The 23371-nt window shown below is 44.1% G+C and carries 21 protein-coding genes and 2 riboswitches; of the genes, 6 read left to right on the forward strand and 15 right to left on the reverse strand.

Annotation, left to right across the window (positions count from 1 at the left end):
* Positions 1-74: 74 nt before the first annotated feature.
* Both ahpF and ahpC read right to left on the reverse strand, forming a co-directional pair.
* Positions 75-1604, reverse strand: coding sequence for an alkyl hydroperoxide reductase subunit F (ahpF, locus tag M3191_RS15145; RefSeq protein WP_251701216.1), 1530 nt, complete (start codon positions 1602-1604; stop codon positions 75-77).
* 183 nt (positions 1605-1787) lie between these two features.
* Positions 1788-2357, reverse strand: a complete 570-nt coding sequence (gene ahpC, locus M3191_RS15150; protein ID WP_251695994.1) for an alkyl hydroperoxide reductase subunit C — start codon at positions 2355-2357, stop codon at positions 1788-1790.
* Positions 2358-2978: 621 nt separating this feature from the next.
* On the opposite strand from ahpC, the gene M3191_RS15155 reads away from it, so the two are divergent.
* Complete coding sequence (locus M3191_RS15155; protein WP_251701217.1) at positions 2979-3326, forward strand: PadR family transcriptional regulator; 348 nt, start codon at positions 2979-2981, stop codon at positions 3324-3326.
* Positions 3313-4320, forward strand: a complete 1008-nt coding sequence (locus M3191_RS15160; protein WP_251701218.1) for an HAAS signaling domain-containing protein — start codon at positions 3313-3315, stop codon at positions 4318-4320. Before M3191_RS15155 ends, M3191_RS15160 begins: the two co-directional genes overlap by 14 nt.
* A 227-nt stretch (positions 4321-4547) precedes the next feature.
* On the opposite strand, the gene M3191_RS15165 is transcribed toward M3191_RS15160, so the two are convergent.
* The 7 genes from M3191_RS15165 to tenA all read right to left on the reverse strand — a co-directional run bounded on the left by M3191_RS15165 (position 4548) and on the right by tenA (position 9506).
* Entirely contained in the window at positions 4548-4760 is a 213-nt protein-coding gene (locus M3191_RS15165; protein WP_251701219.1) for a hypothetical protein, read from the reverse strand.
* An 87-nt stretch (positions 4761-4847) separates the two neighbouring features.
* Positions 4848-5786, reverse strand: coding sequence for an urea transporter (locus M3191_RS15170; protein ID WP_251701220.1), 939 nt, complete (start codon positions 5784-5786; stop codon positions 4848-4850).
* A 256-nt stretch (positions 5787-6042) separates the two neighbouring features.
* Complete coding sequence (thiW, locus tag M3191_RS15175) at positions 6043-6537, reverse strand: energy coupling factor transporter S component ThiW (RefSeq protein ID WP_251701221.1); 495 nt, start codon at positions 6535-6537, stop codon at positions 6043-6045.
* Positions 6534-7160, reverse strand: a complete 627-nt coding sequence (thiE, locus tag M3191_RS15180) for a thiamine phosphate synthase (RefSeq protein ID WP_251701255.1) — start codon at positions 7158-7160, stop codon at positions 6534-6536. The genes thiW and thiE overlap by 4 nt, the downstream gene beginning before the upstream one ends.
* Positions 7161-7179: 19 nt before the next feature.
* Positions 7180-8019 carry a bifunctional hydroxymethylpyrimidine kinase/phosphomethylpyrimidine kinase gene (gene thiD, locus M3191_RS15185; RefSeq protein WP_251701222.1) on the reverse strand — a complete coding sequence of 280 codons (840 nt, stop codon included), beginning with the start codon at positions 8017-8019 and terminating at the stop codon, positions 7180-7182.
* Positions 8016-8822, reverse strand: a complete 807-nt coding sequence (gene thiM / locus M3191_RS15190; RefSeq protein WP_251701223.1) for a hydroxyethylthiazole kinase — start codon at positions 8820-8822, stop codon at positions 8016-8018. The genes thiD and thiM overlap by 4 nt, the downstream gene beginning before the upstream one ends.
* Positions 8823-9506: a thiaminase II gene (gene tenA / locus M3191_RS15195; RefSeq protein WP_251701224.1), complete on the reverse strand. Its 684-nt coding sequence runs from the start codon at positions 9504-9506 to the stop codon at positions 8823-8825.
* A gap of 100 nt (positions 9507-9606) precedes the next feature.
* Positions 9607-9713: riboswitch (TPP riboswitch) on the reverse strand.
* Positions 9714-10210: 497 nt separating this feature from the next.
* Here tenA and M3191_RS15200 point away from each other — a divergent pair.
* Complete coding sequence (locus M3191_RS15200; RefSeq protein WP_251701225.1) at positions 10211-11818, forward strand: hypothetical protein; 1608 nt, start codon at positions 10211-10213, stop codon at positions 11816-11818.
* 329 nt (positions 11819-12147) lie between these two features.
* On the opposite strand, the gene M3191_RS15205 is transcribed toward M3191_RS15200, so the two are convergent.
* A complete protein-coding gene (locus tag M3191_RS15205) occupies positions 12148-13392 on the reverse strand; it encodes a mechanosensitive ion channel family protein (protein ID WP_251701226.1) in 1245 nt (414 codons plus the stop codon).
* A 143-nt stretch (positions 13393-13535) separates the two neighbouring features.
* On the opposite strand from M3191_RS15205, the gene M3191_RS15210 reads away from it, so the two are divergent.
* Positions 13536-13817 carry a DUF2277 domain-containing protein gene (locus tag M3191_RS15210; RefSeq protein WP_251701227.1) on the forward strand — a complete coding sequence of 94 codons (282 nt, stop codon included), beginning with the start codon at positions 13536-13538 and terminating at the stop codon, positions 13815-13817.
* A 37-nt stretch (positions 13818-13854) separates the two neighbouring features.
* On the forward strand, positions 13855-15567 hold the full coding sequence (locus M3191_RS15215) for a transglutaminase domain-containing protein (RefSeq protein ID WP_251701228.1): 1713 nt from the start codon (positions 13855-13857) through the stop codon (positions 15565-15567).
* 138 nt (positions 15568-15705) lie between these two features.
* Here the strand turns inward: M3191_RS15215 and M3191_RS15220 are convergent, their stop codons facing one another.
* From M3191_RS15220 to M3191_RS15240, 5 genes are all read right to left on the reverse strand, one after another.
* Positions 15706-17118, reverse strand: coding sequence for a YfcC family protein (locus tag M3191_RS15220; protein WP_251701229.1), 1413 nt, complete (start codon positions 17116-17118; stop codon positions 15706-15708).
* Positions 17119-17456: 338 nt separating this feature from the next.
* Entirely contained in the window at positions 17457-18416 is a 960-nt protein-coding gene (locus M3191_RS15225; protein WP_251701230.1) for an ABC transporter permease, read from the reverse strand.
* Positions 18417-19568 carry an ABC transporter permease gene (locus M3191_RS15230; RefSeq protein ID WP_251701231.1) on the reverse strand — a complete coding sequence of 384 codons (1152 nt, stop codon included), beginning with the start codon at positions 19566-19568 and terminating at the stop codon, positions 18417-18419.
* A complete protein-coding gene (locus M3191_RS15235; RefSeq protein WP_435368171.1) occupies positions 19561-21093 on the reverse strand; it encodes an ABC transporter ATP-binding protein in 1533 nt (510 codons plus the stop codon). Before M3191_RS15235 ends, M3191_RS15230 begins: the two co-directional genes overlap by 8 nt.
* A 109-nt stretch (positions 21094-21202) precedes the next feature.
* Positions 21203-22354, reverse strand: a complete 1152-nt coding sequence (locus tag M3191_RS15240) for a BMP family lipoprotein (protein ID WP_251701233.1) — start codon at positions 22352-22354, stop codon at positions 21203-21205.
* Between the two features lie 116 nt (positions 22355-22470).
* Positions 22471-22571: riboswitch (purine riboswitch) on the reverse strand.
* 256 nt (positions 22572-22827) lie between these two features.
* Here M3191_RS15240 and M3191_RS15245 point away from each other — a divergent pair.
* Positions 22828-23349: a cupin domain-containing protein gene (locus M3191_RS15245; RefSeq protein WP_251701234.1), complete on the forward strand. Its 522-nt coding sequence runs from the start codon at positions 22828-22830 to the stop codon at positions 23347-23349.
* Positions 23350-23371 lie beyond the last annotated feature (22 nt).

Consider the following 23371-nt stretch of genomic DNA (forward strand, 5'->3'; position numbering starts at 1 on the left):
CCCACTAAAAACATAAAAAAGGAACAGGTCCATACTAATGACCTGTTCCTCTTCAATCTATTGATGTTCCTCAATTAATTCCGAACGAGATAGTCAAACGTGCCTAATGAAGCAGTCGCGCCTGAACCCATGGAAATGATGATTTGCTTGAACGGGCTATCCGTGCAGTCTCCCGCAGCAAATACGCCAGGAACGTTCGTTGCGCCGCGCTTGTCGACGAGAATTTCGCCGAATCTATTGCGCTCAACCACGTCACCCAACCAGTCCGTATTCGGGACAAGACCAATCTGGACGAATACGCCGGCTAGTTCAACATGCTTTTCTTCGCCTGAATCACGATCAACGTAAGTGATGCCGTTCACTTTATCCGTACCGGTAATCTCTTTCGTTCGAGCATTTGTAACGACAGTGACATTCGGCAAGCTATGCAGACGCTTTTGCAAGACGGAATCAGCTTTCAACTCATCATTGAATTCAAGCACAGTCACATGGTTGACGATCCCTGCAAGGTCAATCGCCGCCTCGACACCGGAGTTCCCGCCGCCTACGACCGCAACGTCTTTTCCTTCAAATAAAGGACCATCACAGTGAGGGCAATACGCAACGCCTTTATTCCTGAATTCCGCCTCGCCAGGAACGCCGATATTACGCCAGCGTGCACCCGTTGAAAGGATGACGGATTTACTCTTCAGAACAGCACCGTTTTCCAATTCGATCTCAATAAGGTCTTTCTTCTCCAAACGCTTCGCACGCACCAAATTCATCACATCGATATTATACTCTTTCACGTGCTCCTCAAGGCTAGCAGCTAGTTTAGGACCTTCCGTGCGATTCACGCTAATGAAGTTCTCGATCGCAGCCGTATCCAAAATCTGACCGCCGAAGCGCTCCGCAACAATTCCTGTGCGGATCCCTTTACGAGCCGCGTAAATCGCCGCACTCGCACCCGCCGGACCGCCGCCGACTACGAGTACGTCATACGGATCTTTATCAGCAAACTCAGATGCATCAGGACCGCTTCCAAGTTCAGCAAGGATCTCTTCGATCGTCTTACGGCCGTTCGTGAACGGTTCACCATTCAAATAAACTGTCGGGACAGCAAGAATGTTTTTACTTTCCACTTCTTCTTTAAACGCCGCGCCGTCAATCATCGTGTGCGTAATATTCGGGTTCAACACGCTCATGAGGTTAAGTGCTTGTACAACTTCAGGGCAGTTTTGGCAGCTCAAGCTTATATAGGATTCAAAGTGAAGCTCGTCCTTGATTTTTTTCACTTGCTCGATCACTTTCTCATCCACTTTTGGAGCCCTGCCGCTCACTTGCAATAAAGCAAGGACCAATGAAGTGAATTCATGCCCAAGAGGAATGCCTGCGAAAGTGACGCCCGTATCCTCACCGATGCGATTGACGCTGAAGCTCGGCGTTCTTTCCAACTCCGCGTGCTCCACTTTAATGCGAGATGACATTGTCGCCAGTTCATCCACAAGTTCCGCCATTTCACGAGAAACTTTATCTTCCCCAACGCTCACTTTAAGTAGTACATCGCCTTCCATCAACTCTAGATATTGGGCTAATTGTTGTTTAATATCTGCATCTAAAATCATGTAATCTACTCCTTAACTTGTATTTTAACCATAGAAAACTCGGCATGATTGCCTTAAATTTTGAATCAAGAATGCGATGATTCACTTCAAAATCTAAGACAACTGCCGAAAACTTTTCAAAAATAAAGGGAGCCCCTATCCAAGAAAGGAAGGGGCCATCCCCGTTAGCCTGCTATTGGGTACTTAAATCTTACCTACAAGGTCAAGGCTAGGCTTAAGTGTTTCTTCGCCCTCTTTCCATTTTGCAGGGCAAACTTCGCCTGGATTGTTGCGTACGTATTGTGCAGCTTTGATTTTATCGACAAGCGTGCTCGCATCGCGACCAATTCCGCCAGCATTGATTTCAACTGTTTGAACAACGCCGTCTGGATCGATGATAAACGTACCGCGATCCGCTAGGCCGGACTCCTCGTCCAATACATCGAAGTTGCGGGAAATCGTTTGTGAAGGGTCACCAATCATAATATATTCAAGCTTACTGATTGTCTCAGAGTGATCGTGCCAAGCTTTATGCGTGAAGTGCGTGTCCGTAGAAACGGAATAAACTTCAGCACCCAGCTCTTTTAGAGTTGCATATTGGTCTTGAAGATCTCCAAGCTCAGTCGGGCAAACGAATGTGAAGTCTGCTGGGTAGAAGCAAACGATGCTCCATTTCCCTTTTAGGTTGTCATCAGTTACCTCGATGAATTCACCTGTACCGCTATGGTAAGCTTGCGCTCTGAATGGTAGTATTTCTTTTCCGATAAGTGACATAAAAAAATTCCTCCTAATGTGATTTTTCATAGTTAGTCTAGGTTAATTCATTAAAACCTAAACCGCAGCAAGAATTATGTTGTATTCTCAACTGCTTAACTATAATAATTCTAATTACATACTCATTATCATATAGAACTGTGCTTTTGTCAACAGATACACTTCTGTTTCCACAAACCCCTCTACATCAACCGTTACAGGGGTATTCCATCATTATTGATTCCATATTATTTACAACATAATAAGATTCTTATCCAAACCATCAATTCTCAATTACCTCTACAGGTTATCGTTTATTAATTATTTTAAAGATATTGAATACATATAATATAATAATCCCTTGCAAATTGTTTTTAACGGTGCTCTTTAACGGTGCCTGTGCACCACACATTTATGACAATTCAATAAGAACTATATATATACAGTGAGAAACCAACCGGATATTGATTTGGTTGGTTTCTTCAATTCTTTTATGCAATTGTAGTGCATTATCTGAATAGTGTGCTGCACAGGCACCCAAACAATTCCCAAACAATTCTCACCCACATATTATCTCTTCCTTATTGTTGGCGGAATCATAATAGTGTACGATGCATAGTATAAGAACACGAGGTGACAACTATGGAGCCATTGATGGAATCATTCACGACAGAATTACGGAGAGGAACGTTGACTCTTGCTGTATTGAGTCAATTGCGGACGCCTCAATATGGATATTCATTAGTCCAACGTCTTGAAAAGGCAGGCGTAACCATTGAGCAAAGTACATTGTACCCGCTCCTTCGCCGATTAGAGAAACAGGAACTCTTAACGAGCAATTGGGATACAACGGAAAGCAGACCCCGGAAGTATTACGTAATTAGTGAGTACGGCAGTGATATTTATGAGCAATTGAAAAAGGAATGGGAAACGATGACAGCGGAACTGAAAACATTATTGGAAGGAGATGAGAATGATGAAACTGATTGAAGCCTATATATATGAAGTAACGCGAAGACTGCCGGAAAAATTACGGGAAGATATCGCCCTGGAACTCAGATCCACGATCGAAGATATGCTGCCCGAGCATTTTTCAGAGGATGAAGTAAAGGAAGCCCTTTTGAAACTAGGCGATCCCGCTCGCCTCGCCGCAAGCTACCGCGACACACCGATGCATGTAATCGGCCCGAAAGTATACGATGCTTATATATGGACAATGAAAATGATCGTCCCATGGGCAATCTTAATTACCATATTAGTTCATGTCGTTGAAACGATTGTCCTCTTTTCTGGAGAAGAAAGCATACTCTCGGTTGTGATAAAAAGCATTGGAATCATCATCGCAAATATTATACATGTGCTGATCCAGACGTTCTTCTGGGTGACCATCGTATTTATTTTCATTGAAAGAATCGGTTTGGCAAAAAGTAACGGTGCAATCACAAAGTATGGAACCGAATGGACTCCCGAACAATTGAAACATGTTCATGTCATTTCGAAGAAAAAGTTGATTCCAAGAAGTGAGGTCATTTTCGGATTGGCCTGGACAGCGATTTGGATCGTTCTTTATTTCAATGCGGACCGTCTTGCAGGCGTCTATCGATCAATAAATGGTGACGGGCTGCAAATGGTAATGCCAGCCCTGAATCAATCGGTATTGCTGTCGTATTTGCCTATCGTTTTACCAATTGCCTTGCTCGAAATTGGATTGGCTCTCTTCAAATGGAAAGAACGACAATGGACAATGAAGCTCGTAACGATAAATGCGGTCATGAAAGTAGTCAGCTTGATCGTCTTCATTGTTATTGCCAGCAACCCCGCCCTCATCAACGAGGCGATGATTCCATACTTGGCAAATGTACTGGAAATCAATTCGTCCTCCGTCCAGAATTTCACCGATTGGGCGGTGTGGACGATCATCGCAACCATCATCGTAACCGTGGCCATCGAAATCTACGACAGCTACCGAAAAGCAAAAGCATAATTGTGTCGGTGCCATTTGTGTCGGTGCCTGTGCACCACGCATTTATGACAATTCATTATATGTCATATATATACAGAAAGAAGACGACCGGGTCTTGATTCGGTCGGCTTCTTCATTTCTTTTATTCAATTGTAGTGTATTGTCTGAATAGTTTGGTGCACAGGCACCCAAACAAGTCTGCATTGTTTCAGCTTGTTCACTTGCATATGATTTGTTGCTGTCCTCTTTCAGTCCTTGAACTCCTGTATCTTTTCATGGGCTTTCGCTTCGATCTTCTCGACATAATGATCTGCCAATTGTTCTCTAGGGTGTGGACGGAACCAATTAATTTCTCCGTCATTATACAATCCATGATAATCGTTGCCGTCAATGCTTACACTAAATCTGACATGCTCATGAATTTGCCCTTTAAACATTTCCTTAATTTTAATATCTTCCAACACACTCTCCTCCTCTTCATCCATACAGTACCCACTCTGCGAAGAACAACACTATTTCATCCACAAAACCTCAGAGAGGAGAATGGGTCAGGCGTGCCTCATCATCATCCGTGCACCAATAAAAATCGAAGTGCTCAAAGCGAACGGCATTGTCAAAGCCGGTAACCCATACGGTAACAGTATGGTATCGACACTGCCTATAATGACAACCGTCAAAACGCTCGCAATGACTGCGCTGAATACTGAAATCCGAGTTCCCCCGGCCTGGAAAACGACTCCGACAGCGAGTGCGGTCAAGATGGCATTATAGCCGTACAGCCCTGCATCGATGAGTGTATGTTCGCCGCCAAGTATGTAGGCAGTAATCATTCCAATGAAATTCCCGGCGAGCGCATAAACCCCCATCCTCCTATTCGCAATGAAAATTCCTAAAAAGAGCAGCAAGCCCGCAGCGAAGCCTTGCAGAAAGAAAATCTGGCCGGCCCCATCTAGAAAAGCACTGGACCAATGAATCTCGCCGGCACTCTCCAGCTTCCAGTGCGATAAGCTCTGCGGCACTATCTCTTCCGTCAATCCGAACGTTTCAAATCTATACGACGACAACATGAGCAGCCATGTTGTTACGATATACGGAAATGTCAATGTCGGCATACCGGCAGGCTGCAGAAACCTCATAACAGATGCGGTGAATGCAGCCGCAATGACCGCTCCAAATATAGCGACCAGCCAACTTGCAGGCCCTTCTAAATACAGAATGAGCGCCATACCTGTCAACATCGGATTATATCCATATAGCCCCCGTTCAACACTCAACGGATTCCCGCCGCCTACCCGACCGAAAAGTGTGCCGATCGCCGCTGAAAGGAATGCGATCAAACCAAGCTGTAGGGAGGTAATCGAGATCGCAGTCAATATGAGCAGCCCTGTCACCCAATTTTCGATGAGAAGCACCATGGAGATACCTTTCATCGTTGCCATTAGAAAAGGAAATCTCTTTCCGCTTCCTTCAGTTCCGCCACTTCCCATACCGACGCTCCCCTCTTGACCCTTTTTTGTTCTCATACCCTATGCCGAAACATAGTATTCCCAGCGGCATTGCTTTTTACTAACAACTTCTAAATTGTGTCGGTGCCTGTGCACCACACATTTATGACAATTCAACAATAAGCATATTCATGCAGAAAGGAGCCGACCAAAGATTGATCTGGTCGGCTCCTCCATTTATTTTATACAATTGTAGTGCATTGTCTGAATAGTGTCTCACACAGGCACCCGAAAGATTCTAATAACTTTGTATCCTTCTCCCCAATGGGATGGCTTGCAACCTGAGCGCAACGACGACCCCTATGACTGCCCCGCTTGCGCTGGAGACGAGGAAAGGCGGCATGAAGAAGAAGGCGGTTACGGTTGTTCCCATCAGGACGGCCGCATATGGGACCGCGAAGAGGGATGCCATCACTCCCGTCCCGATGATTTCCCCGAGTGCCGCCAACCACACCTTCCCCGACTTCTTATAGAGCAGCCCGGCAAGCGCGGCGCCGATCATCCCTCCCGGAAAGGCGAGCAAGGACCCGGTGCCTGTCAGGATGCGCACTAAGCCGGTCAAGAATGCAATGATGACAGCAGGAACCGGCCCAAGCAGAATCGCCGCGATGACATTGACCGAGTGCTGGATTGGATATGCGCGGGCAATCCCCGCAGGAAACGAGACGAACGCGGATCCCGCCACCGCAATCGCCGTAAATACAGTCATCAGGACTAACTTTCGCGTACTCATCGCAGCACGCCCCTATCACGGCTCCATTTCAAAGACACTTCCGCCAGCCGTCTCGCCGCCAATTCAGGATCAGTAGATGAAGCAATCGCCGAAATGACCGATATTCCGCTTGCCCCTGCACGGAAGACAGGTTCGGCATTCTCTGCCGTAATGCCTCCGATTCCAACAATCGGCAAGTCAGGATACACCGCCGCGACTTCCTCAATCATCGCTGTACCCGCAACCGGTTTCGCATCAGCTTTCGTTATCGTCGGATAGACAGGCCCCATGCCGACATAATCCGCCCCATCCGCAATTGCCTTATTCGCTTCATCTACTGTATGAACGGAAACACCCACTATCTTTTCAGATCCAATTCTTTTTCTTACAAATCGCGCCTCCATATCGTCCTGGCCGACATGGACACCATCCGCGTCAATCTCAACAGCAAGATCCACATCATCATTAACGATAAACGGCACTCCATATTGCGCACACAACCGTTGACAGCTCACAGCAAATGCTCTCTTTTCCATTCCAACAAGTGCACGCTTCCCCTTCTCCCGCAACTGAAAGCAAGTGATCCCGCCTTTTAACGCATCCTCCAGAACGGATAGCGGCTTCTCGGCATTTGGCGATCCCATAATGAAATAAAGTGTAACATCAACGTTTTCCAATCAATTCAACATCCTTCCATTCCACACTGCCCCGATTCCGTAATGCCGCATGGTTTGTCGGTCCGTGTCCATTGCCAAGATAAAGCCCATCCTCAATCGCCGCATGGATAAAATGCTTCGCGGTAACGACGGCATCATGCATCGGAGCTCCTTTCGCAAGCTCTGCCGTAATGGCAGCGGCGAACGTACAGCCTGTACCATGCGTGTCTTTCGTGTCGATCCGCTTGCTTCTCATTAGAAAACACTCGCCATCCGCCGACAAGAATAAATCTTCCGCGTCAGGGGTATCCATCCGATGCCCACCTTTCAGCAAAACGGCCCCGGCTCCCATCCGAAGCAATTGATTAGCGGCATTCTCCATATCGTGCATTGACACAACCGTCATTCCGGTCAGCACTTCCGCTTCAGGTATATTGGGCGTCAGAAGGGTCGCCGACGAAATGAGGCGCTCTTTCAAAGCCGCAATCGCTGCCTCCTGAAGAAGTGAAGCTCCGCCTTTCGCAATCATTACGGGATCGACGACTAAAGGGATCCTTTCATATCGGCTCAATGTATCCGCGACCGCCTCGATAATTTCCACTGAAAACAGCATTCCCGTTTTAGCAGCACCAACTGTGAAATCATTCAGCACTGCATCAATCTGCGCGATGACGATGTCCGTCTCAATCGGTTGAACTGCATGAACGCCAAGCGTATTCTGTGCAGTTACTGCCGTCAATGCGGATGTTCCGAACGTGCCAAGCTCCTGGAATGTTTTCAGATCGGCTTGGATCCCTGCCCCGCCGCCACTATCCGAACCTGCAATCGTCAGAGCAACTGAAGTCATTTCACAACCCCCTCTTCAACAATGAATCGGTCGGCATCGATTGCTTCATCGCCCAATTGGTGTAAAGCATTCAGGAAATAAACCGCAAAATCCCCCGGACCCGAAGCTGATTCAGCCGCCAATTCACCCGCTCTTTTGTAAAAGGCGAGACTGTAAGCAACCGCGTCAATCGGCGAATGTGTACCGACGGACAGGAAAGCGGCGGAAACCGCACTTAACAGGCAGCCCATACCTGTAATTTTACTCATGAGCGGATGCCCTCCTGTGATCCTGATGATTTTTCCACCATCTGTCACGATGTCGGTCTCGCCGGTAACAGCGACGAGGCAACGGTGGCGGCGGGCCACATCTTTCGCCGCCTCCTCAATATTTGCCGATCCGTCTCCTGCATCGACACCTTTCACTTCCCATTCAACACCTGCAATGGATGCAATCTCACCGGCATTTCCACGTATGAGCGTAATCTCCAGTTCCCCCAGAAGTCTCGTGACCGTCTGTTTTCGGAAAGCGGTCGCCCCAGCTCCGACCGGATCCAATACGAGCGGCCGCCCTTTAATAGAAGAAACTTTTCCAGCAGCAATCATTGATTCAACAGCCGAAGGATCCAACGTCCCGATGTTGAGCAATGTACAGGAGGAAACGGCAGCAACTTCCGCGGCCTCCTCGATCGCATCCGCCATAATCGGAGAAGCACCCAATGCCAGCAGACCGTTCGCTTGAAAGTTTGCGACGACGATATTCGTGATGCAATGGACTAACGGGTTTTGCGTACGCAGTTCTTTCAGCAATGAAGATTGAGCCATTTATGCATGCACCTCGCTTGTTTCAAGAGACCATGATTGCTGCGTCCAAGCCATTTCCCAAAACTGCAATTCATAGTGGACGCTTTTAATGAAATGAGCTTTTAATTGTCCGCGTCTTTTATCCGAAAGATCTTCCGTCAATTTATTCAAACGGTCGATCTGTTCACGGGTTGCCTGTTCGAACCATTCAGAACTGTACGTGGCAATCCATTTGTCGTAAATCGGGTGGTCCGGTTTCGCGTCCTTCAACCTCTCGCCGATTTCGTAATACAACCAATAACATGGAAGCAATGCAGACAACGTCGTGGCCAAGTCACCTTCCAACGCCGCCCGGTATAAATGCGAAGTGTACGCATACGCTGTCGGCGCCGGCTCAAAGTTTTCAATGTCCTCATCGGTAACTCCCAACAATCCAAAAAAGCCTTCATGCAATGAAATCTCCGCCCCGCATGTTCCATCCGCATGTTGAGCAAACCGCTGCACCGTCAATAAATCCGTTGCCTGGACTGCTGCCATTGCATGCACTTTCGCAAAGTGCTTCAAATAGTACGAGTCTTGCAGGACATACTGTTTGAACACATCCTCTGGCAAAGTCCCTTCAGCAAGCGCTGCGATAAACGGATGATGGAAGCTTGCCTCCCAAACATCGTCACATTCCTTCCGTACCTCTTCACAAAACGTCATTCCGACCACTCCTTCAAAGTTTTGGAAAACCAAAAAAGCCGCTTCACTCAACACAATCGTTGAAGAAGCGGCTCGCATATCGGCGTAAGATAACCTTTGGAAGACGTGCGACCCACTTCCCTACGCTGGTATGAGCCAGATCAGGTTCGAAGGGTCCGCATATCGATACACGTCTCAGTCTTTCACAAAGACTCCCCAGTGGTTAACTCTTTTCAGTTTTCTACTACACTATAACATAGATTACTAGTCACGCAAGGTCTATGTAATATTTAGTAACATATAACGTTAGACCATTCAGACCATTCATTTTACGTGTTAATAAAGTAACGGGGCATATACGGTGAGCACGATTTACGCATTTTATCAATTGGAATAAAATGGTTTATAAGGGACGAACCGATTAGTTTTTACCCTCTTTTTAGTCTTTCTTACGCTTTTTTATTATTACAAAGGTTAATATTTCCATGAATACTTGTTAATTGGTTGTCACACTACTGTTATTTACTTTTGTTATTGTTGGTAATGTGCAGATGGGGCGCTGCCAACCAATCCGAGTGAAACTATTGCTTGGATAATAAAAAACGCTCCTACATGCTTGAGAAGGAGGCGGATGTACATAACAACTTACTAAACTGAGTGTTATTTTTCGCTTCATGATCTGGTAGTCGAGTTAAAAAAATCAAAAAAAGGGAGTTTGATCATTCTTGGTTAACGAAACGAATCGTAATGAGAAGAACACGAAAAAGAAAATTTTGCCGTTTGTCATGTCGACGTCAATGCTAACTGCAGCTATTTTTGGAGCTGGCGGTTCAGCTTTAGCAGCTGAAAATGGTGAAAAAGAGTTCAAAAACCACGGTGAAAAAGTTTCCTATTATGCAACAAGCATTCCGGGTTCACCTGAAAAAGGGAAATTCATGCGTACGATTGCAAATAAAAACTTCGTAGCTGCAGAGCCGGGTGAAGATGATACAACAGATGAAGATGACACAGACACACCTAATAACGATGACGAAGATACAGATGCACCTGTAGATGAAGAAGGTACAGACGCACCAGCTGATGAACAGGAAGAAGTAGAAACTCCAGCTGATGAAGAAGAAGTTGAAGAAACACCAGCTGACGAAGAAGAAGCTGAAGAAACTCCAGCTGATGAAGAAGAAGCTGAAGAAACTCCAGCTGACGAAGAAGAAGCTGAAGAAACTCCAGCTGACGAAGAAGAAGTTGAAGAAACACCAGCCGAAGAAGAAGTAGATGCTGAAGTGCCTGCTGAAGATGAAGTAGATGCTGAAGTACCTGCTGAAGAAGAAGTAGACGCAGAAGCGCCTGCTGACGAAGAAGTAGATGCTGAAGTGCCTGCTGACGAAGAAGTAGATGCTGAAGTACCTGCTGAAGAAGAAGTAGACGCAGAAGCGCCTGCTGAAGAAGAAGTAGACGCAGAAGTGCCTGCTGAAGATGAAGTAGATGCTGAAGTACCTGCTGAAGAAGAAGTAGACGCAGAAGCGCCTGCTGACGAAGAAGTAGATGCTGAAGTACCTGCTGAAGAAGAAGTAGACGCAGAAGCGCCTGCTGAAGAAGAAGAAGAAGCTGTCGACGGAGATGAAGCTGTAGAGTCACCTGCTGACGAAGAAGATTCTAATGAAGCACCTGTAAATGAAGATGATGCTACAGACGCACCAGCTGAAGAAAATGCTGAAGAAGATGCTGAAGTAGATGCTGAAGAAACAGAAAAGCCAGCTGACGAGAATATCACTGAAGATACGTCGTCAACTGACCAAGCCGATTCAATTATAACAGATGACCAAATTAATGAGTACAAATCTATCTTACAAAATTATGTAAGTTTGATTGACTACTATAACCTTGCAATCCAAGATCACCTCGGAATTGTCTTGCCAGGTGAAGAAGCAGAAGAACTACCAGTCGAAGGTGACGATGTAGTAGAATTACCTGCTGGCGATGACGCTGTTGAAGGCGACGACGCTGTTGAAGGTGACGACGCTGTTGAAGGCGATGACGCTGTCGAAGGTGACGACGCTGTTGAAGGCGACGACGTAGTTGAAGGCGACGACGCTGTTGAAGGCGACGACGCTGTTGAAGGCGACGACGCTGTTGAAGGCGATGACGTTGTTGAAGGCGATGACGCTGTTGAAGGCGATGACGCTGTTGAAGGTGACGACGCTGTTGAAGACGAAGAAGTTACTGAGCAACCAACTACAGACGCTGTTCAAACAACAGTTTGGGACAAGCTAGTCGGATATTACAACCAAGTTGTTACAGCTTACAGCTCATTCTTCGGATTGCTCAAAAAGTAAAATAGCAACAAAATAAAACTGAATAACTGCATCCCATACTAACAGGAAATGTTATCATTGCCTGCCCTGAACCGTATGCCTTACGGTTGATCAAAATAAGATATCAATAAACTATACAGCCCTTGAGAACTCCGATTGGAGTTTTCAAGGGCTTTATTCTTTTCGGTGCCTGTGCACCACACATTTATGACAATTCAACAAATTTTATAATAATGCAGAAAGAAGCCGATCAAACGTTAACTTGATCGGCTTCTTTAATTATTTTATACAATTGTAGTGTATTGTCTGAATTGTACGCCGCACAGGCACCCAAACAATTCCCAAACAATTCACTCGCCTTTTACTTCATGGCCCAGCGCTTTCAAGTCACTGCCCGTCGGATTTTGAAATACGCTAAGTCCAAATTCCCCGGCAACGGCAAAAAGATGATCGAAAATATCAGCTTGTACAGTTTCATATACGGTCCATTTAACACTATTTGCAAAGGCGTAAATTTCAATTGGCAGTCCATGCTCCCCCGGTGCCAATTGCCGCACCATCAATGTCTTTTCCTGATGGATGCCTGGATGGCGTCGAAGGTATTCATTAATGTATGCCCGGAAGACCCCGATATTCGTCATCGCCCTTCCGTTCACATGATTATTCCGATCAATCTTGTTTGAAACATTGTACTCCTCAATCTCCCGTTCCCGTTCAACAATATACTCCGAGAGAAAATGAATCTGTTTATAATGCTCAATCATGTCCTCCGTGCAAAACTGGATACTGGACATATCGATATACAACGCACGCTTGATTCGCCTGCCGCCGGATTCCTGCATTCCGCGCCAGTTAATGAAATGATCCGAAATGAGCGCATAGCTCGGAATCATCGTCACCGTCTGATCGAAGTTCCGCACCGCCACCGTATTCAAGGAAATATCGATGATATCCCCGTTTGCGCCATAATTCGGCACTTCAATCCAATCGCCCATTCGAACCATTTCGGTTGCCGACAACTGGATTCCCGCCACTAATCCTAATAAAGAATCCTTAAAAACCAACATAAATACTGCAGAAAGAGCACCAATCCCACTCAGCAGGATAATCGGACTTTCGCCCATCAGATTGGCAGTCACCAAAATGGCACCAACAACTACAACAGTGATTTTAGCAACTTGCACGTATCCCTTAATCGGCTTCGTTTTTGCGATCTCGTATGTCTGATAAATGTCATTGAACACGCTTAGTAGTCGATTGATAACACTAAACGCCACAATCATAATATACGTCAGCGCCAACGTTTCGATCACCTTTTGATACGTCGGAAAAGTTGCAGCGAAATAATAAATGATAAGTGCAGGCACAAAATGGGATAATCTGCGAAGCACTTTCCGTTCCAACAGAATACTGCCCCACTGGATTTTATGCTTTTTCACAATATGAGCGATGAATCGGATAATCAAATGTTTCGTAATAAAATTTGCGATGATGCAAAGAAGTGTGATGACAGTAACCAGGATGACAAAGGACAGCGGGTCAACCAAGGTATCATCCACTCCGTAACCTAATAGCCGATTACGAATAAAGTTCATTTGTCTCCTCCACTATGCGTAGTCCTTCCCATTATACCAGAACCAAGAGGTCCCCACTTTCTTCAGCCTCCTGTGCAGGCAACGATACGATTTAGTGGAATATGATACAATCGAGAAAATACCAAACAAATGAGGTAAATGATATGTGCCGAAACATTAAAACACTGTTTAATTTTTGCCCTCCAGCTACTACGGATGAAATTTATTCCGCTTCGCTCCAGTATGTGCGGAAGATTTCTGGTTACAACAAGCCATCGAAGGCAAACGAGGATGCTATTAATCTTGCTGTTGAGGAAGTCGCGATTGCTACACAAAAATTACTCAACACATTGGTAACAAATGCCGAACCTCGTAATCGGGAAATTGAAGCTGAACGGGCTCGGGCCCGCAATGCAAAAAGATTTGGATTGAAAAATCAGGAGTAGGTGCTACGGAAAATGACTAATTCCAAGGGGGAATTCTATGTCTATGAAAAAAATACATATTCAAATTGTTTTATTGCTATGCCTGCTTTTAGTAGGCGCATGCACAAATGATTCTGCTCCTATCAAAGAGTCCCAGCATAAGACAGAGCAGCCACAAGAGCAAAAAGTTGATTATCAAGCGGCAGTTGAATCAAAAAATACAGAACTTGAAATGACTCCTTTGGAATTAACATCCTACAGCGAGGAAGTCGGCGCTGCATTACTCGAACCAACCCACACAAACTTCGCGGTAAATGAAATTGTCACCGTTGAAGGAACGGTCGAAAATACGGACCAATTACAAGAAGACTATGTATGGATCAAAATCAGATATACAGGAGAAGCGCTTTCTGCTGACTCGATGGAATACTATGCGCCAATAAAAGATGGTAAATTCAAACAGGACGTAAGGCTGTTCAATGGAGAGGGAGAATACCAAGTAACTGTGATGCTCCCAAGTACGAAACAGAAAAATTATTACTATGACCTTGCAAAATTCACTGTCTTCAACGTCAACCCTGCGATCAAGAGGGACCTTACATACACCCCCTTTGCCCAGGAAGCTGGATTGACACTTGAGGCACCGGCTAGCGGATATGTGAATGAAAACGAGATTTTCACCCTCAAAGGGGAAATCCCTTCCATCAAGGGACCAAACGAACAACTGATGCTTGAACTCAAAAAAGACGGGGAAACGTGGAAGCACATAATAACAGTTAAGAACGGCAAATTCGCGTATGATGTCCCTTTATTTTACGGAAAAGGTGTCCATCAATTAAAAGTCTACGTTCCTGACGAGGAGAGAAACAATTATTTTCAAGAGGGAACGATTCTTTATATCGATAATGAATCCGACCTTGTCACTGAACCGATCAAGTACATGACGACATATGAGGAACGAGGCGTCAAACTCACCTATCCGACAGCCGGCGGCGAAGAAACCAATTTAACGTATCGCGTAAAAGGCAGTATCGACAAAGATGCCCCATTTGCAAAAGAGACGACACATCTATATATTACGACGAAAAAAGATGGAGACGAGGCACTATCCGTTATTCCAGTCGATAATTACAAATTCGACGATGAATTCTATTTACGCTTCGGACCGGGAACCTACGACGTAACCGTTAGTGTTCCGAAAATAAAAGAGAAAAACAGTGCTAAGTTTTATTATTATGATGTAGCCAAATTCACAGTCAAAAGTACAGCCACGGAGGACCAACGTGATCTATTGCCATCACGGGGAGTTCAATCCGATGCCCCTGAAATCATCGCGATTGTGAAAGAGCTCATAACTGAGGATATGTCAGATCGCGAGAAAGCGAAGGCCGTCTATGAATTTACGGCTAAGTCAATTGCCTATGACGTACAAAAACAGAAAAACAGCGAGTTTGAATGGGATGATAGCGCGTTAAAAGTGCTGCAGCTTGAAAAAGGGATCTGCCAGGACTACACATATCTCGCCCTCGCCTTGCTCCGCGCGTCCGGCATGGAAGCAAGATATATAGCAGGAACGGCCGGAGCGGGCTTCAACTGGTCCCGCCACGCCTGGGTTGAAGTGAAAGTCGACGGCGAATGGCTCACAATGGACCCGACATGGGGCGCAGGCCACATTGCCAATGGTGAATTCGTAGCGAAATACACGGAAGATTACTTCGAGCCGGATGAAGAAGCATTCAAGACACACTCCCGGCATGGCGTGCAGTATTGATCAGCCCTCGTCGTGAATGGACCTTGGACTCGAAAGAATGGACCCTTGCTAAAAATGAATGGACCCTGGAACATGAAACAGCGAAAAATCCCCTTCCACTTCTATTAAAAGAAGCGGAAGGGGATTTTTTATTGGCGTTCAGCCTGTGTATTGAATCAGTTGAGCGACCACTAATGTGACAATCCCAATTGCTGAAAACACAAGGAATAGAGGCATATAGAAACGAATCCATTTTTGCCAAGATACACCGGCGATAACGAGTGCAGCCATAAAGTAACCAGATGTCGGGAATAGAATATGGGCAAAGCCGTCTCCGAACTGGAACGCAAGTACAGCTGTCTGTCTTGTTACGCCGAGCAGGTCTGAAAGTGGCCCCATGATCGGCATCGTGACTAAGGCCTGTCCACTTCCGGACGGGATAATAAAGTTAATGGCCAACTGGACCAGATACATCCCTACTGCACCGAGAACAGATGGCATCTCACCGACCATTGAACCGAGGCTGTAAACGATCGTATCCATAATTTGTCCGTCTTCAAGCACAACAGCGACAGATCGGGCAAGCCCAATAATAATGGCTCCCATAAGCACATCTCGGAATCCTTCCGTGAAAGCGTTTGAAATCTGGGTAGCGTTCAGTCCGGCAATCACGCCAACAACAATCCCCATAAAGATGAATAATCCTGCCATCTCAACCATGAACCAACCGTGCTGAAGCACACCATACACTAAGAAGCCAAGGAAGAGGAGTGCAGCAACTGAAGCATATTGCTGTCTTTTGTTCATGCTTTTCGCTTCAATTTTATCTCTCTGCTTGTAAAGTTGCCTTTTTTCTTGGTCATCTTCATACACGTAACTGTGTAAAGGATTCTGCTGAACCTTTTTTGCATAGCGCATGATGAAGAAGATTCCCACCGATACACAAACAATAAATAGAGCTAAACGAAGCGGCAATCCTGAAAACACCGGGATACCGACAATCTTTTGCGATAATCCTACGTTAATCGGGTTTAAAACCCCAGTAGTAAACCCGACGACCGTACCGACAAGAGCAATCGATGCAGCCACTATGGAATCATACCCCAAAGCGATGATTAACGGCATGATCACAGGGATATAAACGAGCGATAGCTCAGGGGTTCCAATTAATGTTGCCCCAATCGCAAACACTGTTGTTAAAATCGGTATGAGCAAAATACTGTTTTTCGCAAAACGGTTTGCCATCCTGTCCACGACCACTTCAATGATTCCAGTCGTCTTCAGCACCGCGAACATACCACCGATAATAAACGTGAAAAAGACAATTTCACCCGCATCAATCAGTCCCCGCGGAATAACAGTAAGGAAATCAGCTATGCCAATTGGTGCAGCGTCGACTTCTGTAAATGAGTTCGGGTCAATCGATGTTCTTCCGTCAGGACCTGGCACACGGTCAAACTGACCTGCAGGAATAAAGTACGTCGAAATGGCTGCAAGCGCACTGAATGTAAAAAGAATGACATAAATATGGGGAAGTTGAAACTTCTTTTTATTACCCTTTTCCTTTGTCATATTGAAACCTCCAAACTTAGTTTGTGTTTTACAGACTACTAATGAATCTACTAGTATCCCGTAGTTTTGTTGTTTCATGTATCTCAGCCTTATTATACAAGCTCCTTACGTAAGAGTCGTTAGACCTTGTAGCCAATAAAATACAATTACATTGTTGAAGTAACACAACAGAAATTTCCGATTTGTCAACACTGCACAAATGCTTGTGCATGAATTACGCAAAATTACGTTAATTTATGTAAAATACATACTTGAGAATAAAAAAAGAAGCTCCTCAAAAGTCAATATGACTAAAGAGAAGCTTCTTCATATTTGATAAAGCTAATTTGGAAAGTGGATTATCTCTTCCCTTTATCATAAATTTCGCCCAACGCTCTTGGAGCTCGATTTGATTTAGAGAAAAAGATCAATAACAATAACGTTACTACATACGGTAAAATCATGAATAAATCTGTGAAGCTACTTGGTAATGCCATCGACTGAGCAATAAACATGCCACCCGATTTAGCAAAGCCAAATAACAGACAGGCTCCTAAAGTAGGGAGAATCCTCCAGTTGCCAAAGATTAAAGCTGCAATCGCCAAGAATCCATATCCCATATAAATACCTGAAGAAAATTGGGCTGAAATGGAATAGGCAAAACACATGCCGGCTAGACCTGATAACAGTCCTGATATAAGGACCGCAGAAAACCGTATTTTCGATACACTTACACCTGCTGCATCAACGGATTGAGGATTTTCCCCACTCGCTCGTAGACGCAATCCAAACTTTGTTTTATATAATACATACCAAGCAAAAATGGCAATCACAATGATGATTACTTGGAACGGATACACATTCGTAAATACCGCACCAATCACAGGTATATTGGCTAAACCGTCAATCGTAAATCGCTCCGATACACCTAATCGGAACTTGTCCGAAGCCGCTCCGAATACGAGGGCATTGATCTGTGTTGTTAAGAATGTCGTTAGCGCTAACGCCAAAATATTAATGACGACACCGCTGATGACTTGATTTGCCTTAAATTTAATACTTAGTACAGCATGAATAATGGAAAAGCCCATTCCGCCAATCATCGCAAACAGTAACGCCACGTAGAACATATCCTCAATAGCTGCTCCTGAAGCATTTGCGATCAAAACAGCTGACATGGCTCCGATGAATGCACCGAACCCTTGAAAACCTTCAAGCGCTAAGTTGGTAATTCCGCTTTTCTCACTATAAATACCGCCTATTGCCATGATAAAAAGTGGCAGAGCAAAGGATAATCCATCAATAATAATCGTATCCATTTATGATTCACTGTCCTTTCGATCCACTTCTTTATCCTTCAAGCGGCTGACTTTATATTTCACGTACGCACTACATGCACTAAACAATAAGATTAACCCGATGATCACAGAAGCAATTTCTTGTCTGATGCCAGCCTGTGAACTCATATACGTGCTTCCTTGGTCAATAATTGATATTAAGAAGGATGAAAAAATAATCCCGACTGGATGAGCGTTTCCTAATAGTGCCACCGCAATGGAGTCAAAACCGATATTTGTTAACACTTTTGGCTGTATGGAACCAAAATAGCCTAAATAATACGTCACACCTGCAAGACCAGCCAATCCGCCTGAAATGACCATGGCTAAGACCGTATTGCTTCCGACCTTTATTCCTGTATACTTCGCCGCATTCCGGTTGGATCCTACTGCTTTAATTTCAAAACCAACGACTGTTTTATCCATCAGAAACTTGATGAAAACCGCGATTGCGATGGCCAAAATAAAGCCCAATGGAATATTCATTTTCATGTTTGCGATTTCAACATTAACTAACGTCAATCGCGCTGCTTCCGTAATATATTTAGACTGTCTTGAAATCGGGTCAATATAATACATATGAATAAAGAAGCTGATAACGTATTGGGAAATGTAATTCAGCATAATCGTAGTTACGACTTCATGGATGTTGAATTTATATTTTAGCCACCCGACTAATCCGCCCATCAAGCCGCCGGCAACCATTCCGACAAGTAATACAAGCGGTTTTGCAATAAAAGCATCTAACCCACTGTAACCAACAATAATGGTCGCTAAAAACCCGGAGGCGAGCATTTGACCGGAAACCCCAATGTTGAATAGTCCTGCTCTAAGGGCAACGGCCACCGCTAGACTGGCAAATACCATTGGCGTCATGGCGTTCAGCAATTGCAAAAAGTCGGTCAGCATGCTCTTGTAGCCGGCGTACGTTGGCTTCGGCAAGATTCCCGCTCCTTGGAACAAGTTGTAAAATGCTTGGAACGGATTTTTGCCGAGCAAAAGGATGATAATCGCCGCAGCTATGAAACTGACTAGTATAGAGGCAACCGGAATGCTGATTGGTTGCCATTTTTCATTTCTTAGTGGCCAAATCAGACGATAACGTAGACTTGTTTTCTTTTTATCCTTACTCATGCTTTGCCCCCATCATATATTCGCCGACTTCATTCGTCGTTAATGATTCACTGCTTGCGATCTTTTGAAATTGGCCATTATAGATAACACCGATTGTATCCGCTACATTCATAATTTCGTCCAGCTCTAACGAAACAAGTAAGATCGCTTTTCCTTGATCGCGTTGTTCGATGATCATCTTATGAATGTTTTCGATTGCACCAATATCTACTCCCCGTGTTGGCTGAACGAAAATCATTAGCGGCGATTGCAATTCGATCTCACGGGCAATTATTGCTTTTTGCTGGTTGCCGCCACTCATCGAACGAACTTGCGTCTTAATCCCTTGTCCACTTCGAATATCATATTTATCAATCAACTGACTGCCAAATTGGTCGAATTCCTGTTTATTCAGAATTCCTTTATTCGAAAACGGCTCTTTGTAATACTGCTTTGAAGCTAAATTCGTCGCTACATCAAAATCCAAAAACAGTCCAAATCGTTGACGATCTTCAGGTACATACGAGATTCCGGATTCAGTTCTGTTTCGTATACTGTCATTCGTAATGTCCTGTCCATTGAGGAAGATATTTCCGCCGCTCGCCTTTACTAAACCGGCAATGGCATCCGCTATTTCAACTTGGCCATTATCTGCGACCCCTGCAATCGCGAATATTTCGCCACTGCGTATCGTAAAGGAAACGTCTTTGACTACTTCAAATCCGTCCTCATTTTTCACGGTTAACTGTTCTACTTTCAATACTTCTTCTTTAAATTGAGCAGGTGCTTTTTCAGATTCAAAGCTTACTTCCCTACCGATCATTAATTGAGCCATAAGATTCGTCGATGTTGTCTTCACATCCAACACATCAATCAATTTACCTTTGTTCAATACGGCACATCGGTCGGCCACTTTCTTAATCTCTTCTAACTTATGTGTGATGAGGATGATTGTTTTTCCACTGTTTCGGAGACCTTCGATAATACCGAGGAGAAAATCAATTTCTTGTGGCGTTAGGACTGCCGTTGGTTCATCAAAAATAAGGATTTCAGCTTCACGGTAAAGTACTTTTAAAATTTCAACACGTTGTTGCATGGATACTGTTAGATCGGCGATTCTTTTCGTAGGATCCACTTCTAAACCAAAGTTCTTGGACAGTTCTTCAATTTTACGATTGGCATTTCGAATACCGACATATGGAAAGAGACCGGCAAATTTGCTGATGGGCTCAACCCCTAAAATGATATTCTCTGTAATCGTATAATCCTCCACTAGCTTAAAATGCTGATGGACCATTCCGATGTTAAGGTTAGCCGCATGGTTCGGCGAACTGATTTGTACCTTCTCTCCCCGAATATAGATTTCTCCTTCATCGGGTTCGTACATCCCGCACAGAATACTCATCAATGTTGATTTTCCTGCTCCATTTTCACCAAGCAAGGCAAAAATTTCACCTTTCTTAATGCCAATGGATACGTCATCATTTGCTACGATTCCAGGGAAACGTTTCGTAATATGTTTCATTTCAACGATATAATCAGACATCATTCATTCTCCTCCCTCGGAAATCGGAAAAATAATAGAAGTTCATCATTCCCTAAACATTTAGTAGGGAACTGATAAACTTCTATTGTCATTGTGTCTTTACTTACTTTTATAGTCCTGGAAACTTTTCTGGAGTATGTTCATTAAAATTGGATGCAGGTACGATTGTGCCATCTTTCACTAACTCATACGCCTCATTCAATTTGCTTAGCGTATCCTCAGATAATTGATGACGACCTTCTTCTTTAATAAAACCTGTGGAATCTGTATCTGCATGAAGAACTACATTTCCGCCTGTAAAGGATCCATCAGCAACAGAATTCAATGCCTTTTCAATATTCATCGCCATGAATTTCACGCCGGATGTTAACACGATATTTTTAGAGCCAGTTGCACCGTCATCATATTGGTCAACATCCACCCCAACTACTTTCACGTCGCCCTTCGCTTCCTTAACTGCTGTGAAGACACCATTACCAGTGCCGCCTGCAGCAACGAAAATAATATCAGCACCTTGTTTAATCAATGCATTGCCGATTACTTTACCAGTCGCTTCATCCGCAAAGGATCCTGCGTAGTTACCGCCAACATTAGCACCCGTTACATCAGTTCCTGCATAACCAGATAGTTCAACAAGTTCAACATTTTTTCCATAAACCTTGTTCGCGTAATTTACGCCTGATTCAAAACCGAATTGATAGTTTACATTCGAAGGATAAGCGATCCCATTTACAACCGCTACTTTGTTTGTCTTCGTTTCAAGTGCTGCAGCCATTCCTGCAAAGAAACCACTCTCTTGCTCGGCGAAATTCATTGCATAAATATTGTCGAAATCAGTTTGGCCATCTACAGGAGCTGGCTCAGTGTCATTCATGATAAAGATCTTATCCGGATTTTCTACAGCGATGCTGGAAACCCCAGCAAATTGGAAACCAGGTGTAACAATTACATCATAATCCGCCACGATATCGGCAACTGCTTGTACAGCAGCTGCTGGATCGCCTGTTGGCTCTTTAACAGACTTTACTGTTGCTGTTGGATTGTTTTTAATAAAGTTCAAAATACCGTTATAGTTATCTTCATTGAAGCTGCCATCATCAACACCAGAAGGACTTGTTACGATGGCAATTTTCAAGCCTTCACCATCAGTTCCCGCCTTGTCTTCTTTTTTATTAGCCGTGTTATTTCCGCACGCGGCCATAACAACAGTCATGAAAGCAAGGAATAATACCATTGCTATTTTCTTTGTGCTGTTCGTCATTTGAATGATCCTCCCTGTGGTGTATTGTCTTGTAAAAATTAAAAAAGCACCGTGTAGATACCGGTGCTTGACTTCAGGAAGGTAGACAATAGAAATAAATAAGTCATTTATCTCTATCGTTATATATACTACCTCGTAGTCAAGCTATTTACGGCAGCTTGGTAGAAACTTTTGGGCCTATCCCCAATATTATACGAGAATATTATTCAATTTTTACTACCCAATAATAACACCTGAAAATCAAGGTGTCAATAAAAAACCGAATGATTAATTTAAAAAACGTTATATCGTTCGCTAATTGTGCGAACGACTAGAATTATCAGCCAAAAGTATAGGTAATATTCGCCTTCTTAATGTTTTAAATGTTTGCAACTAGCCAACTGAATTTGTACAATTAGAGAATGCTTCAGAGTAGAGGTAGCAATGAAGTAGTAAATTGGTATTGTCAGAATAACAATTGGAGGTAGTTAAAAGTGAATAGCCATAATGCACAATTTTTCATATCCAACCTTGGATTAACTCCACATCGAGAGGGCGGTTATTATAAACAATCATTCCATTCGACCGAAACGATTTCCGATCAGGAAGTAACGATGAATTTCGAGGGGAAACGCATGCTATATACGAGTATTTACTTTCTCTTAACTTCGAAAGACATCTCCCATTTCCATCGTTTGAAATCGGATGAAGTATGGTATTATCATGCGGGAAGTCCTCTAACCATTCATGTGATTGAGGAAAATGGGGAGTATAAAGAAATTAAATTAGGATTGAATTTGGATAAAGGAGAAGTCCCACAGGCGTTAGTTCCAAAAAACACTATTTTCGGATCATCAGTGATGGATCCGGATACTTTCTCTTTAGTCGGATGTATGGTTTCGCCTGGTTTTGAGTACAAGGACTTTGAGTTGTTTACACAGGAAGAGCTTTTACTGAAATATCCTCAATATGAAGACGTCATCTTAAAGATGGCTTATGAGAAAATTCCAGATTAATGAATCGAATGAAAAAGAAGCT

It is taken from the genome of Sporosarcina luteola (assembly GCF_023715535.1).
Lineage (GTDB): Bacteria > Bacillota > Bacilli > Bacillales_A > Planococcaceae > Sporosarcina > Sporosarcina luteola_B.